This is a genomic window from Myxococcaceae bacterium JPH2, from assembly GCA_016458225.1.
Taxonomy (GTDB): Bacteria; Myxococcota; Myxococcia; order Myxococcales; family Myxococcaceae; genus Citreicoccus.
In genome coordinates this window covers 42,100-59,912 of the sequence record JAEMGR010000008.1, presented here as the reverse complement: position 1 = coordinate 59,912, position 17,813 = coordinate 42,100, and the positions used below count along the sequence as shown (strand labels likewise).

General features: G+C 68.2%; 5 protein-coding genes. All 5 read right to left on the bottom strand.

The features are described from left to right. Positions 1–236 precede the first annotated feature (236 nt). Positions 237–1,274: a TIGR04552 family protein gene (locus JGU66_15295; protein MBJ6762137.1), complete on the bottom strand. Its 1,038-nt coding sequence runs from the start codon at positions 1,272–1,274 to the stop codon at positions 237–239. A 172-nt stretch (positions 1,275–1,446) separates the two neighbouring features. Further along, positions 1,447–1,929: a hypothetical protein gene (locus JGU66_15290; protein MBJ6762136.1), complete on the bottom strand. Its 483-nt coding sequence runs from the start codon at positions 1,927–1,929 to the stop codon at positions 1,447–1,449. Between the two features lie 209 nt (positions 1,930–2,138). After that, positions 2,139–3,026 carry a hypothetical protein gene (locus tag JGU66_15285; protein ID MBJ6762135.1) on the bottom strand — a complete coding sequence of 296 codons (888 nt, stop codon included), beginning with the start codon at positions 3,024–3,026 and terminating at the stop codon, positions 2,139–2,141. A gap of 206 nt (positions 3,027–3,232) precedes the next feature. Continuing rightward, positions 3,233–5,368: an adventurous gliding motility protein GltJ gene (gltJ, locus tag JGU66_15280; protein MBJ6762134.1), complete on the bottom strand. Its 2,136-nt coding sequence runs from the start codon at positions 5,366–5,368 to the stop codon at positions 3,233–3,235. Positions 5,369–5,502: 134 nt separating this feature from the next. Further along, positions 5,503–17,778 carry a tetratricopeptide repeat protein gene (locus JGU66_15275; protein MBJ6762133.1) on the bottom strand — a complete coding sequence of 4,092 codons (12,276 nt, stop codon included), beginning with the start codon at positions 17,776–17,778 and terminating at the stop codon, positions 5,503–5,505. Positions 17,779–17,813 lie beyond the last annotated feature (35 nt).

The following is a 17,813-nucleotide window of genomic DNA, read 5'->3' as shown; positions in this document are numbered from 1 at the left end:
CGCTCTTGGATGGGATGAAGGTCCGCCGTGAGCTTCAGGAGATGTTCGTGACGAGGCGACGACTCCAGGGACCTGGTAGGAGTTCATCCAGACGGGTAGCTTCATCGGCTCGCTCCTCAGAGCGTTGAAGATCTGGCACGACCGGTGAGGCAGCCACGCGCGAGCACTCCGCTCGAGGATCTCGCGGCTTGGATTCACCACTACATCGACATCCTTCATCTCAACTGCGCTCGGCGTTAAGGCCTGCGCTTCGGCACAACCAATCCACGAGAGAGACGCCCAAGGACTCGTCGCCGCTGGCGACGCTTATAGTTCTCATGTGCATTTTCTCCCTGCTCGTTCTCCTTTGCAGTGCGCTCATCCATCATCTGAAACTCGACCAAAGAAAAAACTATGCGCCCCTTACGATCGCGCACGTCCTCCGCTGGCGGCGGGAGATATGCATCCATCCGCAGGGGAAGATCGACAACGAAGTTCAATACTCGGTAACCACTTCCCGAAAAAACATTCCCTGCACGCTCTTCCCGATCCTCAAAATCACGATCAAGATGCAGGTCCGGAATGCATCGTTCAAAATTCGGATAAACCTCCAGCAACTCCCGAAATGAGATTAGACTATTCTCAGTTTGCCCTGGGACCACGAAATTAAAAGGAAACAAGCGCTGACTCAGAAAATACAAAACTGGCAACAGATCATCTCTATGCTTCGTTACAATGCGAAACCGGGTGCGATCATAAACCTGTGCCGCAACAGTTTCCTTCTTGGCAATCAACTTAGTGACGAGTGATTCGCGCGTTTTTAATGAGTGCGCGAACTCGACCACAGGAAGATCTCGCTCTCGCATCTCTCTCGCAACACCAAGCACCCGCTGCGTTACCAACTCGGCCACTTCCGCCTCGGATGCCGCCAGTCGAAACAACAGATCTCGTCCCTCAATGTGCTGAATCACATGCATCACCTTAAGAACAATGCACGCAATTCGCCTGTACCGCCCACCACCCACGCCGGACGCATAAAGAAACAAGTCGTGAACTTCTCTGGGCTGAGCCACCGCATCAGCTACGCGATAGTCAAACGTCCTGCGCAGATAGGACACAGCATCGGCCAGGATCGTCCGAACCCAGGCATCATCAAATGCGCGCGAAACATCGATCTGACAAAGCCGTAGGAATCCATCCACCTCATCGCGCGACGAGAAATGCATTCTACGCCAGTCAATTACGGACCCCCCCCGCAGGATAAGACGAATACGCTCTAGTTCACGCAGGCCCATTTCCGCCACAGGGCGAACAGGGATAGCGGGCAAGAATGGGGACAAGGAGGGAGCCGTCACACCCAGGTTCCTCTTCTACTACCGTGCATCAAATTGGCGACCTAAGAACAAAATGACTCCCTCGCCAAGCGAGAGAGCCATTTCATTTTCCACACATAGCGGACTCAGGGCATCACTTAGCTGGCATGAAATTCCCGTTCTCAAACCTAGCTTCACTAACGACCCGCCCATCCTCACTCAGTTCCTGGACAACGCCGTTCTTCACCCCATCACGGTACTCTTCGACAAAGTGCCGCTGCCCACTTGAATAGAAGAGGATTCGCTGTCCGTGGTACTTGTTTTCCCGGAACTCAGTCCGAGAATACTCCTTACCCAGCTCATCATAAAAGAACCACGTCCCCGTCTTGAAACCGTCCGCATACTGGCCAATGGCAGCTACTTGGCCATTTGCATGAAACGAACGATACGGGCCATGCGCAACCATGCCGCCACCGCGCAGCTCCTGCTTGCGACAGAACAGGCCTTCCGCCTTAGAACCTGACTGAATCGTTCCGTTCGGACACCGCAGGCCTGAGTCAACATCAAGAGCACCTGCCGTTCCCGCCCAGAGACTAACCGCGAGCAGACACGCATGAACAACTGAACTTACAGACATGAACGCTCCTCCACGCACGCATGGGATTTCATGCGCATATCCCTAAGACGCAAAAGCGTCGGCGCAATTCAGCAAACGGCCGCCCGCAAATGCAACTACAACCCAAGTGCCCTAGGCCGAAACGACAAGGCCCCGCTCGACGGTATCTCGAGCGAGGCCTTGAAACTCATCGCAAGGCTAATTGAGAATAGCCCCTTGCGCAGATCTGACTAATACGCAGACTGAAAGCAGAAGAAGTTTCCGCCCGTGAAGTAGTAGCCCAGTGACGTAGTCGTGCTCGTGGCCGAAACACAGAGATTGGCAACAATATCTGCGCGCTCCCGATTCACCCCGGTCACAGTATAGTTACCAGAGGAGCTGCTAATTGATGGCGCCTGCTTCGAACCATTAACCAGCACATAGAAGAGTCCGTTCAGCTCCGCTGCCGTCTGAGGGAATGGGGTGTTCGAGTAGGCAGAAATCGTAATCTTGACTCGCTTCGGTGCCGATGCGCCACAGAACGAAGTATCCGTCGTTGCACTGGTCGTTGCGGCCTTGAAGATGATTGGACCGGTCGTGCCCAAATCCGACTTGTTGCCAAAGTTCTGGAAGTTGTCGCAGGTCGGCGCGGGAACCGCGGCGCACTTGCTCGAGTTGCAGAAGCTGCCGTAGCTGCAGGTCGCCTGGCCCTCGCCGGAGCAGGTGTCGCCCGTCGTCGAACCGGCCTTGCACTGGCCCGAGGCAGTGTCGCAGGTGCGGCCCACACCACAGTCAGCGTCGGCCGTGCACTTGTTCGCGCACACCTTGTCCAGGTTGGAGCACACCTGGCTACCATCCTTGTTGCACAGCTGGTCCGTCTGGCACTGGCACACCTTCACGCTCGGGTCCGCACCCGACACCGTCAACGCGGCGCAGTTCTTCGCCGTGTCCGGACAGTCCGAGGCCCCCGTACACGTGGCCACACACACCTTCGCGGTCGGGTGGCAGATCTCCGTTCCAGCGCAGTCTGAATTGGCCGCGCACGTCGTCGAAGTATTCGTGTCGTCACCACACCCGCTGACCGCCAACCCCACCGCACCCAGCGCGGCGAACAGCACCATCATCTTGCGAAGCTGCATTCGGCACTTCCTCCTCTGTTTGAACGTCGCACGGGGCTTCCGGCCTCAACTTCCAAGCCCCGACGCCACCGACTGAGCGGGCTTTAGCCCCCCCCGTCCAGACGTGTCAATCAGTGTCGACGGCCTCACTCCGCAGATATTCAACCTCTTCAAAAACCAACACTTGGGTCGAGGGTGTCATGCACCACCCTCGACCCAAGTGTCCTTTAGAACGTGAACGGGAAATCGATGGGGTCGCCCTGGCGCTTGTGCCGCGGGAACGTCCAGCCCTTGATGAGGCCCGAAATGCAGCTCGCCATGTAGCTCGAACGGAATTCATCCGTGCGACATGACACAGCGGTTGTCTTACCGCTCGTCTGCACCGTCCAACGCATCACCAGCTTGCCACTCAGCGCCGGGTCCTTCTTCTTCTGCTCACTCACACACTTCACGATGGCAGGCTTGTTCGACAACACGACCTGCATGATGTCGGACTGCTGAAGCGTGTCTGGCATCGAGCCGCCAGGCTCGGGCGGAATGTACGTCGTCGGAGTCTTGCCTCCCGGCTTCGGCACCGGCTGCGCCTTCTTCGTGCCGAAGAGATCATCAAACTCATCATCCCCGCCGCCCGCATTGGATGAAGTCGAAGCCGTGTGCTGCGAACTGCTGTGCGTCTCTTCTTCGTGCCCCCCAGCGCGGCTCGACGTGCCCGTGCGACGGGTCGTCGGCGTGCGATCCACACGCGCCACCGGCGTGCCTGGATTGGCCGGCGCCACTGCAGCCACCGGAGTCGGAGGCGCAGCGACCGGCGGAGGTGTCACGGCCGCAGTCGCAGTTGGAACAGGCGGCGTGGCCGCCGCGACCGGAGCGCTCGTCCCGCCCGCCGGAGGCGTCACAGCCGCCGCGACCGGCGGCGTACCGGCAGCGGCGACTGGCGCCCCACCCGCGGGCGCGGTCGTGCCTGGAGGCGGAGTCGCGGTGGCCTGAGCCGTCGCCGGGGGCGGCGTCTGCACCGTCCCCACCGGAGCCGCAGGCATCGGCGGCATCTCCGCGCTCGGACGAGGCGTCGCGGCCGCCACCTGCGAGGGAGACGCCGACGGCACGGGCGTCTCTTCACCGCGCGCGTTGCCACCGCGCGAGAACGCCAGCACCGCCAACACGCCCACGATGAGCACCCCGCCGATGCCGCCCGCGATGAGCGGCATCTTGCTCTTGCCCGCGGGAGGCGCGGCCTGCGGAGGCGGATAGCCCACGGGATAACCCGGGGGCGGATAGGCGGGCGCGGGCTGCGCGTACGCCGGCTGCGCATAGGCAGGCGCGGCCTGGGCATACGCAGGCGCCGCGTGCTGCGGCGGATAGGCCATGGGCGCCGGAGCCATGGGCGCACCCATCATCGGCATGGGCGCACCTGGCGACGACAACGGCTCGGGAGGCGGAATCGGCACGTCCAGCAGCCGAGACTGGGACACCGGCTCCTTCTCCAGCGACGGAGCAGGACGCGGCGGCGGCTTCGCCAGCGCCTCGTTCTCCTCCTTCACCAGAGACGCCAGCACGCTGGCCGCCGACGGCTTCCAGCCCACGGACTCCTCGGCCGGCGCCAACGGCACTCCCACACCCGTGTCCGTGCGACCCGATTTGGAGCTGCCCGCGCTGAAGGCTGACTCGACCGGGCCAGCCACCACGGAGGGCGACGACGAGGACACCGGCGCGGGCGCGACAATGACAGGCTTGGACGGACGCGGCGCGAGGACCGAGGCCAGCTCGGCGGTCTCGGACAGCGGAATCCAATCACTGAATCCCGAGCGCCAGCACAGGCTGTCCGGCCCGACCTCTCCGCGCTCCCAGGCGTCCTTCACCTTCTCCACCGACCAAGGCCCGACCTGCTTCTCCTCGATGGCCACGTACCACTCGTGGGCCGCGGCGTTGGGCTTGGCGTCTTCCTTCGCGGACTCGGTCTCCTCGGCCTCGGCCAAACGGCGCACCGTCTCGGACGCGGCATCCTTCGTCGCGCCCACGGCCTCGCCCGCCGGAATCTTGTGCGAGCCGGAGCTCAGCACTTGATCGAACACGGCGCCGATCTCGTCCTCCTCCACGTCCGTGAAGAGGCCACCTTCCGGAGGCGTGCCCAGCGAAGCGGGCAACCCCGTTCCGGCGGGCTCGGCCCCGCGTGGCGTACCGGCAGCGGGAGGCGTGGTCTCGACCGGTGCAATCTCCGGCGAGCCCTCCTTCACCGACGGTGCTCCCGCGGGCCTCACCAGAATGGTGTGACCGCACTTCTTGCAACGAACCTTGACTCCCTTGGAGCCAACTTTGTCGTCGCTGATCATGTACTGCGCGCGGCAGCTGTCGCAGACGAAACGCATCTTTCCCGCAACCCTCAGAAATGACGGAAGAAATCCCGTCGGAATCGTAGAAGTGCCCACCGGGGAGATCAAGGTCGCGCGCCTTGATTGCCCGAATGCTACTCAACGCATGAACCCAGAGTCCGGGTCTGGCGCTACCGTCGCACCTGCACCTCCACGTGCGTCCCCACCGCCACTCGCAAGTCGTGCAGATCCTCGGAGGTCGCGAACACCAGCAGCTCTCGCAGCTTGGTGCGCGAGGGCACGCGGAATGCCGAGCCCGTCTCACCCTGCACCATGCGGCGCACCGGCTCCAGCTCGCCTGCCGCGAAGAGTCCAGCGCGTGACGCCGTAAGCTCGGCGCCCTCCAGCCAGTTCTTCACGTCCTGGGGCGTCGCCGTGGGCAGGTAGGCCCGAGCCACCTTCGCGAGCGCCGCGCGGTCCGGCTCGCTGAGGCTCTTCTCGAGCAAGCGACGCTCCGCGTCCACCGCGCGCGGGTCCACCGTCAGCCGCACGTTGCCCACGACCAGCGTGAGCGCGGCCTGGACCACGGCCTCGAGGCGCTCGGGGGCCACGCGCTGGCTGAACGACAGCTCCGGACGCGCCAGCGCCAGGGTGCGACCCAGCAGGTAGTAGACCTCTTTCTGTCCCTGCTCCGCGAAGTACTTGCCACCCACACGCACCGACGCCGGATGCGTCTGGAGCAGCTCGACGTTGATGAGCGGCTCGGGCGCCGGATCGTTGGAGCGCTTGGCGAGGCGCTCGCGCGTCGCCACGAGGAAGGCCGAGTACAGCTCCACCGCCTCCATGCCGAACAGGCGTGCCACGTAGCGGTAGTGGTTGACGTGGTACTCCTGCGCCGTCGCCACGTCGATGCGGTGCTTCTTGGGCACGAGCTGGTACTGCGTGACGGGCACCGCGTACTGGTGCCCCGCCTTCTCGAAGAGCAGGCCCAGCAGCTCGGACAACGGCCCGCGCACCTTCGGGTGGAACAGGTGCGTCTGCCACAGGCGATCCGTCAACGGACGCTGCGCCAGCTCCTTCTTCTTCGCGTAGGGACCGAGCTTGGTGAGGATCTCCTGCTCATCCTCCCCCGCCTCACCGAGCAGCCCCGTCACGGCCTGTGCCGCGAGCCAGGCCGCGTCGTAGTCCTTGCGCAGGGCGGACAGGCGCACGAGGTGTCCCACCACCTTGCGCGCGTTCTGGGTGTGCGGCAGCGCGCGGCGCAGCGCGGCGATGGCCTCATCCTCCTTGCCAGGCATGGCGCCGGCGATCTCGGCGAAGGTCTCCTGCACACTCGCATCGTCCGGCAGGCCCTTGGCCGCGACGCCGTAGGCCGCGACCGCCCCCTCCGGGCTCTTGAGCACCTGGAGATACAGATCGCCCAGCGCCCGCCACAACGTCATGCGCGCGGCATGGGTGTCCGGCGTCTTGGGCAGACGGCCCAGCATCCGCGTGTAGTTCTCCTCGAGGACCTTCCACTGGCGCGCGCCGCCCAGCAGCGCCTCCAGCGCGCTGAAGGCCTCCACGAAGCGATGGTCCAGGTCGAGCGCGGCGTTGAAGGCCTGGGTCGCGCCCTCGACGTCCTTCAGCTCGTCGCGACGAATCTCGCCCAGCGCGAACCACACGCGCTTGGCCTTGTGCGGCTCGGACGACAGCGCCGGCAGCGCGAGCATCCGCGTGAGGACATCGGCCGCCTTCTGCCCCTGTCGCGTCTCCCGCAGGAGCACGTAGAGCGCGTCCATGACTTCGGGAGACGTGGGGTCGACCTTGAGCGCGCCACTGAAGGCGTCGATGGCCATGTACGGATCATTGAGCTGATCCCGCGCGATGCGACCCAGCTCGAGGAACACGCGGATCTTCGCGTCTCCCTCCACCACGTTGACGAGTTGCTGGCGCAGCTCGGCGGACTTCTCGAACTTGCTCGCCTTGTCCATCAGCGCCACGAGCGCACGCAGCGTGGGCTCGTGCCCCGGATCCAGCGCGAGCGCCTTCTCGAAGTGGTTCTGCGCTCGGTCGGCCTGTCCCAGCGCCGCGTGCACGTCACCGAGCTGCCAGTACACCTCCACCACTTCCAGGTCGGTCAGCTCCTCGCGGTGGTGGATGAGGATGGTCTGGAAGACCTTGAGCGCGTCCTCGAAGCGACGGGCCTGGACGAGCAGGTTGCCGTAGCCCTCGAGCGCCGGGAGGTACGTGGCGTCCAGCTCGTACGCCTTCTCGTAGACCTTGAGGGCCTTGTCGCGACGGCCGAGCTTCTCCGCCACGTAGCCCAGGCGGTAGAGCTGGCGGCACAGCTCCGCGGCGAGCGCGCCGTCCTTCTCGGCCATGGCCTTCTCGGCCATCTTGCGCGTGACGATGTCGAGCATCCGCTCGCCCGCGGCCCAGTCCTCGCGAGCGATGTAGATGTCCGCCAGGGGCCTCGCCGCCTCCAGGCTGTCCGGGATGTGCTTGAGCGTCTCCTCCCAGTAGCCCGTGGCCGTATCGCGATCCTCGCGCGTCTCGGCGTGGTAGCGCGCGACGTCGAGCAGCGCGCGTCCCTTCGCCTCGGGGTCCTCGGTCTGACGCGCCTCCTGCAAGAGCGTCTGCTCGTAGCCGCCCCAGTCCTTCTCCTGCTCCTGGATGCCCTTGAGGGCGCGGATGCTCGGCAGGTGGCTCGCGTCCACGGCGAGGGCCTGCTGATAGGCGTTCCGGGCGCTGCCGGAGTCCATCAGCATGTCCTCGTTGATCTTCCCCAGGCGGTACCAGAGTTCCACCGCCTCGGGAGACTGGCCGGCCAGCTCCGCCTCCTTCTGCAGCATCTCCAGCGCGAAGGGCCAGTTGCCGCTGCGCTCGTACAGCGTGCCCAGCGCGTGCAGCGCGGGTCGGCTCGTGGGGTCCGCCGCGAGCGCCGCGTGGTAGCTGTTCACGGCCTTGTTCAGCGCCTTGAGCTGCTGGTACTGCACGTTGCCGATGTCGACGTAGAGCTCCGCCTGCTCCTGCGGGCTCGTGGCCAGGGCGAGCTGTCGCTCGAAGGCGGCGATGAGGTCCTCCCAGCGCGCCTGAGCGCGGCGCAGGCGGATGAGGGCCTTGATGGCCTGCACGTTCGTCGGGTCGATGGAGAGCACGCCCTCCACGCACGCGTCCGCGTTGGCCGGGTTCTGGTACGTGTCCTCCCAGATGGTCGCGCTGCGGAACAGGACGCGGACCTTCTCGCGCCAGTCCTGGCTCAGCTCCAGCATCCGCTCGTAGATGGCGAGCAGGTCCGCGGGCTGATCCAAGCGCGTGTGCAGGCGCTCCAGCGACTCCAGTGACTCGCGGTTGTCGGGCTCGAACTCGAGGGCCTGCCGATAGGCAGCCACCGCGGCCTCGTCATCCTTCAGGTCGCGCTCATAGACACCGGCGACCTCGACCTGGATGCGTGCCCGGGCCTCGTTCGAGTCCGCGAGGTCCCGCGCGCGAAGCAGCGACGACGCCACGTCCGCGTACGCCCGGCCCCGCCGATACAGCGCGGTGAGGACCCCGAGCGTCTCCAGGTCCGGCTCCAGGTCCAGGGCGCGCAAGAGGGCACTGGCGGACTCCGTCGGGTCCTCCAGCTTCTCGTCCCAGACGCGGGCGATCTCCCGCAGGATGGGCTTGCGCGCCTCGATGGAGCCGGCCGCTTCGAGCTTCTGCTCGAGCGCCACCACGTACTCGCGATCCCGTCCCCGGCGCTGGAACACCGCCGCCAGACCGTCCAACGCGGTGGCGTTCGTCGGGTCGAACTCGAGGATCTTCCGGAACGCGGCCTCCGCAGCCTGCGGATCATCCAGCCGCGTGTCGTGCACGCGCGCCAACGTGGCGTAGATGCGCTCGGCGAGCGGGCCGCGAGGCAGGTCGTCCGCCACCTGGTCGTAGACCGCCGCCAATTCCTCGTGGCTCCCCGTCTCGTCGGCGAGCCGCTCCACTTCCTCGCGGAGCGAGTCGTCCGAGGCATCGAGCTGCAGCGCGCGGCACAAGGCGAGGAACGCGACGTCCTTCTGACCGAGCCGCTCCTCCTGCACGCGCGCCAGCTCGCGCAACGCGGCCAGCTTCTCCTCGTCCGTGACGAGGTGAGGCATGTACCGGTCCATGACCGTGGCATACGCGCGCCAGTCATTGTGCGAGCGATACAGCGTGCACGCCCGCTCGTATGCGGTGCGATTGGCGGGGTCGAGCTCCAGCACGCGCTCCAGCGCGCCCGCGGACAGCTCCGGCTTGGCGCCAGGGCCCTCCCACAGGTCGGCGACGGCGAAGTACGTGGCGACCGCTTGCTCACGCTCCTCCGCGCCGAGGTGCACCTGGACCTTCAGCTCCAGTGCGCGCACCGCGTCGTTCCAGGCCCGCAGCGAGGCGAAGAGCGCGTTGACCCGCTCCAGGTCCGCGACCGCGTGCGGCTCCACCTCCAGCGCGCGCCGAGCCGCGTCCAGCGCCTCCTCGCGGCGGCCCATCCCCGCGAGCACCTCGGCCAGTCGCAGGCGCAGCGCCTTGACGCCCTCGCTGCTCTCCTGCAGCGGGATGAGGCGGCGGAGCACTCCCACCAACTCCTCGCGCTGCCCGGTCTCGTCGTACAGCTCGCGCAGCGTATCCAGCACGCCGCGGTGGCGCGCGTCGCGGTCCAGCGCGGCCTTGAAGAACGGCACCGCCGCCTCGGGCTGCTTGAGCAGGCGGTACACCACGCGCCCGAGCCGCTCGTTGAGCCGCACCACCTCGCGAGGATCCAATGTCAGCGCGAGCCGGCCCTCCAACAACGCACGAAGGTCCTCGGGGCGATTGGCGCGCTCGTACAGCGACTCCAGCGCGGAGAACGCCTGCTCGTTGCGCGCGTTCTTCGCGAGCAGCTCGCGGTACAGCTCGATGGAGCGATCCAGGTCCGCGAGGCCCTCGGCGGACACCTGGGCCATCTTGGCCACCACCCGGTCGCGCTCGGCGCCGGTGGCCTTGTCCGCCTGCAACTTCAGGATGCCGTAGAGCTTCTCCGAGGCATTGGCCGCCTCGTAGATGCCTTCGAGCAGGCGCGCCGAGGCGAGGTGCCCCGGCTCCAACGCGAGGATGGACTCGTACGCGCCCGCCGCGCGGTCCGGGCTGTCCAGCCGCTCGTGGTAGAGCTGACCGAGCCGGAAGAGGAAGCCCACGCGGTCCGCCACGTTGGCGCCGCCCGCCGCGAGCGCCTCCAGCACGCCCGCCAGCTCCGGCCACGCCTCCAGCTCCACGTAGAGGCGATCCAACGCGACCAGCGCCTTGTCCTGCACCGACGCGTGCAGGGTGCGCGCCCGCTCGTAGTACGACACGGCGCGGTCGGGATCCCGCAGCTTCGTCTCCAACATCTGGCCCAGCTTGAGGCAGACGTCGGCGGCATCGGCCGCTTCGGCCACGCGCGGGAGGGCCTCTTCGTAGGCCACCACGAGTTCGTCGTAGCTGCCCGAGGCATCCGTGGCGTCTTCGAGTCGCCGGCGAACCTCCGCGTCGTTCGGGTCCTCCTTGAAGCCGCGGAAGAGGGCCAGGAAGGCCAGCTCCGACTCGCCCTGCGCCTCGCGCAACGTGGCCAGCTCGCCCAGCAGTTGCTTGCGCTCCAGCGCGTCACGCGACACGCCGACGCGGACCTCGATGACCTGCGCCAGACGCGCCACGTCACCGCTCGCGCGGAAGGCACGCAGCAGCGTCTCCACCGCGAGCAGGTTCTGCGGCTCGCGATTCACCAGCGCCTCCATGCGGCCCACCGCGCCCGCATGGTTCGGCTGCACCGCGAGGACCTCGCCGTAGAGCGCCAGTGCGCCCGACTTGTCCATCAGCTTGGTCTCGCGCACCGAGGCGAGCCGGAACTTCAGCTCCAATCCCTCCTCGGGCCCAAGCTGCGCGATGCGCCGCGCCAGCACGTCCGCCAGCTCCGGCCAGCGCTCCTGCTTCTGGCAGAGCGCCTCCATCTTCTCGAGCGCCGCGGTGTCGTCCGGCTTCAGCTCCAGCAAGCGCCGGAACGTGGCCAGTGCGGCCAGCGAGTCCTTGAGCTGCTCGTCCTGCACGGTGCCGATCTGAAGCAGCACCGCCGCGCGACGCGCAGGCTCCTCCGACAGCGCGAGCTGTCGGCGCAGGACCTCCAGCAGCTCCGTCGGCTTGCCCTGCGAGGCGACCAGCCGCGCCGTGCCATCCAGCGCTTCCTGATCCGTGGGCTTCAGCTCCAGGACCTTCTTCCACGACGCGAGCGCCTCGGCGGGCTCGCCCAGGTCCACCTGCATGCGACCGAGGGCGCGGTACAGCTCCGCGCGAGCGCTGTCGCTCGCCTTGGGCGCCACCTCCAGCAACACCGCGCACAGCTCCTCGGGCGCCTCGGCCTTGTCCACCAGCGAGACGCACAGCTCCAGCGAGCGCAGGTCGTCCGGCAGCTCGCGCAGCGCGCGCGTGGCGGCCAGGAAGGCCATCTCTGGGTTCTCCAGCGGCCCGGCGTAGGTCTCCGCGATGCGGCGCAACAGCGCGGCGCGCTCCTGCGGCACGGGCTCCGCGGAGGCGCGCGACTCCAGCATCTCCACCTGCTTGAGGTGGTTGCCCACCGACGCGAAGACAGGCTCCAGGGCCTGCGCCGCCGCGCCGCGCAGCGGACTCTCCGAGCGGGCCATCTCCTCGAGCGCACCCACCGCGCCCGCGTGCCCCGAGCGACGCGACAGCACCGTCTGGTACAGCTCCAGCGCGCCACGCGGGTCGTCCAGGCGGCCGACCTTGAGCCGTCCGAGCCGCACGCGCAGATCCGACGCCTCCTCCTGCGCGCCGCGCGCGTCCGCGAGCTGAATCTCTCGCTCGATGTGCTGTGCCAGCTCCGGCCAGCGCTCCATCTCCGCCAGCACGCGCCCCAAGAGCTTCAGCGCGTTGGTGTTCTCCGGCCGGAGCCCCAGCACCTCGCGGTAGGCCTGAGCGGCCAGCGACTTGTCCGCGAGCGTCTCTTCCGCCAGATGCGCCAGCTCGAAGAGCAGGTTCACCTGCGAGCTGGCGTTCTGCTCGACCGCCACCTGTCGCCGCATCACCAGCGCCAGCTCACGGTGCGCGCCGGTGCGGCGATGCACGCGGGCGATGGCCTCCAGCACGGTCTTGTTCTTCGGATCGCGCCGGCTCACTTCCTCGAGCGCGCGCACCGCCAGGTCGTAACGCTTCAGGCGGTTGTCGTAGATGCCCGCGAGACGGCGCCACAAGTCTCCGGCGAGCGGCTCGGTGGCGTCCCGTTCGAGCTGATCCTCGTAGGCCGCCGACACTTCTTCGAAGGAGCCCGAGTCGGCAGCGAGCCGCTCCAACTCGTCCCGGACCGACGTCTCGCCAGGGAACTCGTTGAAGGCGCGCAGGCGTGCGACGAACGCCAGCGAGGTCTGTCCCAACGCCTCGCGCAGCGTGGCGATCTCCTGGATGCGCTCCAGCCGCTTCTCGGGCTGGACACCCGGGAGCAGGACTTCGAGCACGTCGACCAGCTTCCGCGTGTCGTTCAGCCCGCGATAGACGGGCTCGAGCAGGCGCGCCGCCTCGATGCGCGGCCCTTCATGCGACAGCAGGCGCTCCAGGCCCGCGACCACCTGATTGTCACCGGGGGCAATCTCCAGCAGCCGCCGGTACACCGGCAGCGACTCGGCGGCGCCCACTTCCTTCTCCAGGAGCAGCGCGCGCTTGAGCAGCCACCCGCGCCGCGCGGGCTCGTCCGGGGCCGCCTCCGCGAGCTGCTCCAACACGTCGGCCTGCTCCGCGAAGCGCCGCGTCTTGGCATACAGCTTCTCCAGCGCGAGCAATCCTTCAGGAACCTTGCGCAACGCGAGCGCGGAGCGCAGGGCCTCGATGGCCTTCGCGTCATCGCCTGCGTTGGCGTACGCCTCACCAGCCTTCAGAAGCAGCCCGAGGCGCGCCTCGGGGTCCGTGGAGAGCAGCGCCTGCTTGGCGTACACCTCGGAGAGGCTCTTGGCGTTCTGGCCCTTCTCGTAGAGTCGGGACAGCGCCTCCAGCGCTTGCCGGTCCTGCGGCGCGTCCGCGAGCAGGTTCTTCCAGAGGCGCGTGGACTCCTCGGGCTGATCCAACTGCTCGCGCAGCTCAGCGGCGCGGCGCAGCAGCTCGAGCGCAGCGGGGTCGCCGGACGTGAGGTCCACCGCCGCTGTCTCGTAGATCTCCGCGAGCACCTCGTGGCTGCCCGTCTCGCGCGCGAGGCGCTCCAGGTCCGCGCGCACGCCGTCGCGGTCCAGGCCCGCGGCGAAGGTCTTCACGGCCGACATGAAGGCGAGCGACGGCTGCTGCATGTCGCGCTCGTAGATGCGGCGCACCTCTCCGGCGAGGATGATCTTCTCGACGGTGAGCGCGGACTCCATCCGCGTCTCGCGCAGGCTGACGCGGCGAGCGTGGTCGCCCACCTGCTCCAGCACCTTGTCGAGCACCTCCAGCGCGGCGCCGCTCATGGGCACCGCCGCCTTCACCCAGGACTCCAGCGCCGCGCGAGCCCCCGGATGGCCCGGGTCCTCCGCGAGGATGCGCTTGTAGAGTCCCAGCGCTGCGTTGGCGTCGTCCAGGACGGTGCGCTGCAGCTCCGCGAGCCGGAAGGAGACCTCGCGGCCCTGGGGGCTCTGCCCCTCCTGGTTGCGCCGCAGCGCCAGCACCCAGGCGAGGTCCGCGTTGCGCTCCATCTCCGTGTAGAGCCGATCCAACGCAGCGGCGGCCTCGCGCTGCGCGGGGTCACGCTCCGCGATGGCGCGCCACGCGTCCGCGGCGCTCTCCTTGTCGGTGAGCTTCGTGTCGTGCAGCAGCGCGGCCTCGCGCAGATACGCGAGCTGCTCCGACGCCTCACTCGAAGCGCCGGCCAGCTTCTCCAACACCTCCGCCAGCGCCGCCCACTCCTCGCTCGCGCGATGCAGTCGCTGGAGCGCGCGCAGACAGTCGAGGTTGCCGGGCTCCAGTGCGAGCAACGCGCGCAGGGCCTTCACCGCGCCCGCCTTGTCGTCGAGCTTCTTCTCCTGGACCTCGGCCAGCTCGCGCAGGAGCGCGCCTCGGGCCGTGCCCACCTCGCCCTCCTCCGTGAGTTCGGAGAGGATCTCCGCGTAGCTGTCCAGCGCGTCCGCGTCTTCCGCCGCCTGCCGTGCGGTGGCCCTCAGGCCCGCGTCCGCCGGCATCAACCGCAGGGCGCGCGCCAAGGCAGAGAACGCCAGCTCGGGCTGACGCAGGTGCGAGAGGTGAACCTGCGCCGCGTGCCGCAGCGCCTGCACTCGCTGAGCATCATCGCGCGCCACCTCGGCCAGCATGTCGAGCGTGGCCACCATCTTGCGGTGGTCCTTGGTGCGCTCGTACGCGGGAACCAATGCGCGCGCCGCGGCCTCACGCGACGGGCCCTCGGCGAGCATGGCCTCCAGCGCCGCCAGCGCGTCTGGATCCGACGGCCGCTGGCGCAGGATGTCCGCGTAGCTCTGCACCGCCTCGTCGCTGCCGTCCTGTGAGCCCTGGAGGAGCTGAGCGCGGCGCAGCTTCAGGCGGGACACCGTGTCCGCGTTCCCCGCCGACTCGGCCAGCGCAATCATCCGAGCCAGCGTCTCGCCCAGCTCACGCGTCTGAGCGGCCTTCTCATACAGCTCGGCCAGACGAGGCAGGTGGCGGCCCTCCTCCGCGCCGTGCGAGATCGCGGACTGAAGCGCTTCTGCCGCCTGCGCGGGGCGCCCCAGCTCCACGTTCAGGTCCACCAGCCGCAGGAGCATCTCCAACCGCTCGGGGCCTCGCGTCGCGTGGATGCGCTTGCGCAGCAGCGTCTCAGCATCCGCCGAGCGCCCTGCCCGGCCGTACAGGCGGACGAGTCGCTCCAGCACCTGCGGCGACTCCGGCGCGCGCGTGAGGCCCGCCTCGAGGGCGGCCACGGCCTCCGCGACCATGCCGCCTTCTTCAGCCAGCGTCGCGGCCTCGGTCAGCAGTTGCACCGCGAGCGTCGGCTCTTCCGACTCAGTCGCGAGCGTGCGCAGCGCGCGTCCCAGCTCCGCGTGCGCGGACAAGTCACGCGCCAGCCGCTGCGACTCGGCGCGGTTCGCGTCATCGCGCGGGTCCTCGCGCAGCGCGCGCAACCGCACGTCGAACGCGGCCCGGCTGTCCGCGAGCTGCTTCTCGTGGATCCCCGCCAGCAGCCCCAACAGCCGCTTGCGGCCCGCGGGCTCAGTCACCGCGTCGAGCTGCCGCTGCAGCGCCGCCACCTGTCGCTGGTGGTCACCCGTGCGTCCGTAGTGGGCCGCGAGGGCCGCGGCGATCTCCCCGGTCCGGATGCCATTCGTCGCGAGCCGCTCGAGGCCACCCACGACGACTCCCGACGACACGTTCTCCGACAGCAGCCCGAGGAACAGATCCGCCGCGTCCTCCTGACGGCCGAGCCGCTCCGCATAGAGCTTCGCCTGTCGCGCGGTCCACTCGTTGCGCTCGAGCTGCGACTCCGCGAGCGTCACCAGACGGCCTGCCAGCGCCGCGGCCTCGTCGAACTTGGACAGCGCCACGCACAGAGCCTGGAGCTTGTGCACCGGCGCGGCGTCCTCGGGCGCGAGCTGCACCCACTGACGCACGAGCGGCTCGAGTTCCTCGGGCGGCGCACCGGCAGCCTCGCGCCGGCCAATGTCCGTCTCCAGCCGCACCTTCGGATCATCCGCCAACGCAGCCGCCGACTGCAGCGAGCGCACCGCCTCCGTCGCGGCGGCATCCCCCGGCGCACGCGACAGCACCTCGCGCCACGCCGCCTCTGCACGAACAGGATCCGCGAGCGCGCCCTGGAGCAACTGGGCCAGGTGGCGCCACATCGCCAAAGCCACTTCGGGCGCGGTGGTCGCGGCCTGCGCCGCGCGGAGCAGTGCGGAGGCCAGCGCCGGCTGCGCGCCCGCCGTCTGCGCGTGCTCGACCACCGAGTTCATCAGCAGCGGCCGCGCCGGATCCAACTCCAGCGCTCGCGCGAGCACGTCGAACGCGCCGCGCGCGTTCTCCTGCTCCTCGAACATCAGCGCCAGGGCTTCGCAGAAGGCCACCCGCTCCGCGCGCGGACGCGGGGCGAGCATGGCGAGATCCAACAGCGGAAGGACCTCCTCGGGCTTGTCGTCCTCCGCCAGGAGTCGCGCGAGCTGGAAGGCCGCCAGCGCGTTCGTGGGATCCAACTTCAGCGCCGTCTCCAGGTGCCCGCGCGCCGCGTCCGGATCCTTCACCTGGTAGAGACACAGATCCGCCAACCGCAGCCGCAGCCCGGCCTGGACAGAGCGGTCCTTCACCGTGGCCAGGTAGCGCTCGAACGTGGCCACCGCTTCCGCGGAGCGTCCCTGCTCCAGCATCAGCTCCGCCGCGAGGCTCGCCGCATCGGCGCGCGACGCGTCCGCCGCGACAGCCTTCTCGAAGGCCGCCAGCGCGCCCGCCGCGTCGTTCATCCGCCCCAGGCGCAGCATGCCCAGGCGCAGCCACAGGTCGACCTGGGCGGTGCGATCCCTCGCCTCGCCCGCCATCGCCTCGAACTGGGCCATCGCGGGCGCGAAGTCTCCGGCGCGCTCGGCCAGCTTCTCGATGAGCGTCAGGGCCTCCGGCATGGCGGGCCACAGCAGGAAGCAGCGATCCAGCGCCTCCTTCACCTTCCCCGCCGCGCCTGGGTCGTACCAGGCGAACAGCTTGGCCACGAGCAGCGACAGCCGCGCCGCGCTCTTGCGGTCGCGCTCCTCCAGCGACATGGAGCGCAGCATGCGGACCTTGTCGCGCCAGAGCTGCTCGAAGCGCTGGAGCGCGCGCGTCGCCTTCTCCACCCGCGCGTTCTGCGGCTCCAGGGTCCGCGCGACCTCCAGCACCTGCTGCGTCAGCGCGTGCTCGGTGGGGTCATCCACCAGACGCTCCGCCAGGGCCGCGTACTCCTCGGCCATGCCGGTGTCACCGAGCGCCGCGCGCTCACGCTGCAGCGCCTCGAACGCGGGCTGAAAGCGCTCCTCCGAGAGCAACAGCTGACGCACGCGCCGGAACGTGTTGCGCTCCGGCTTCGCTCGCGCGGCGCGCTGCAGGCACAGCACCGCGCGGTCCCGCCGGAACAGCTTCTGCTCGTAGAGGTCCGCGGCCTTCAGGTAGTGGCTCGCGCTCTCCTCGCCCTGCGTCGCGGCGCCAAGCCGCTCGAGCACGTCCGCGAGCGCCGCCGAGTCCTGGCGAATCTCGTTCAGTCGCTTCAAGCCCCGCAATGCGGGCAGTGGGTCACGCGCCACCAGCAGCGCGCGCTTGAGGAGTTCCTCCGCACGTGGCGCGTTGCGCTGCCGCTCGTGGGCCAGCTCTCCCGCGCGGCACAACAGACGCACGGCCTCGTCCGCCGGAACGTCGCGCGAGCGCCCCTCGTACAGGCGGATCAGCTCCTCCACACGGCCGGCCTTCTCCAAGGCCGCTTCGGCCTCGATGAAGGTCCGATCATCGCTCACACGCAGCGTGGGACGCGGGGAGGTCGTCTGTTCCATGAGAGTCGCGGGCCAGGGATAGGAGGAATGAAACG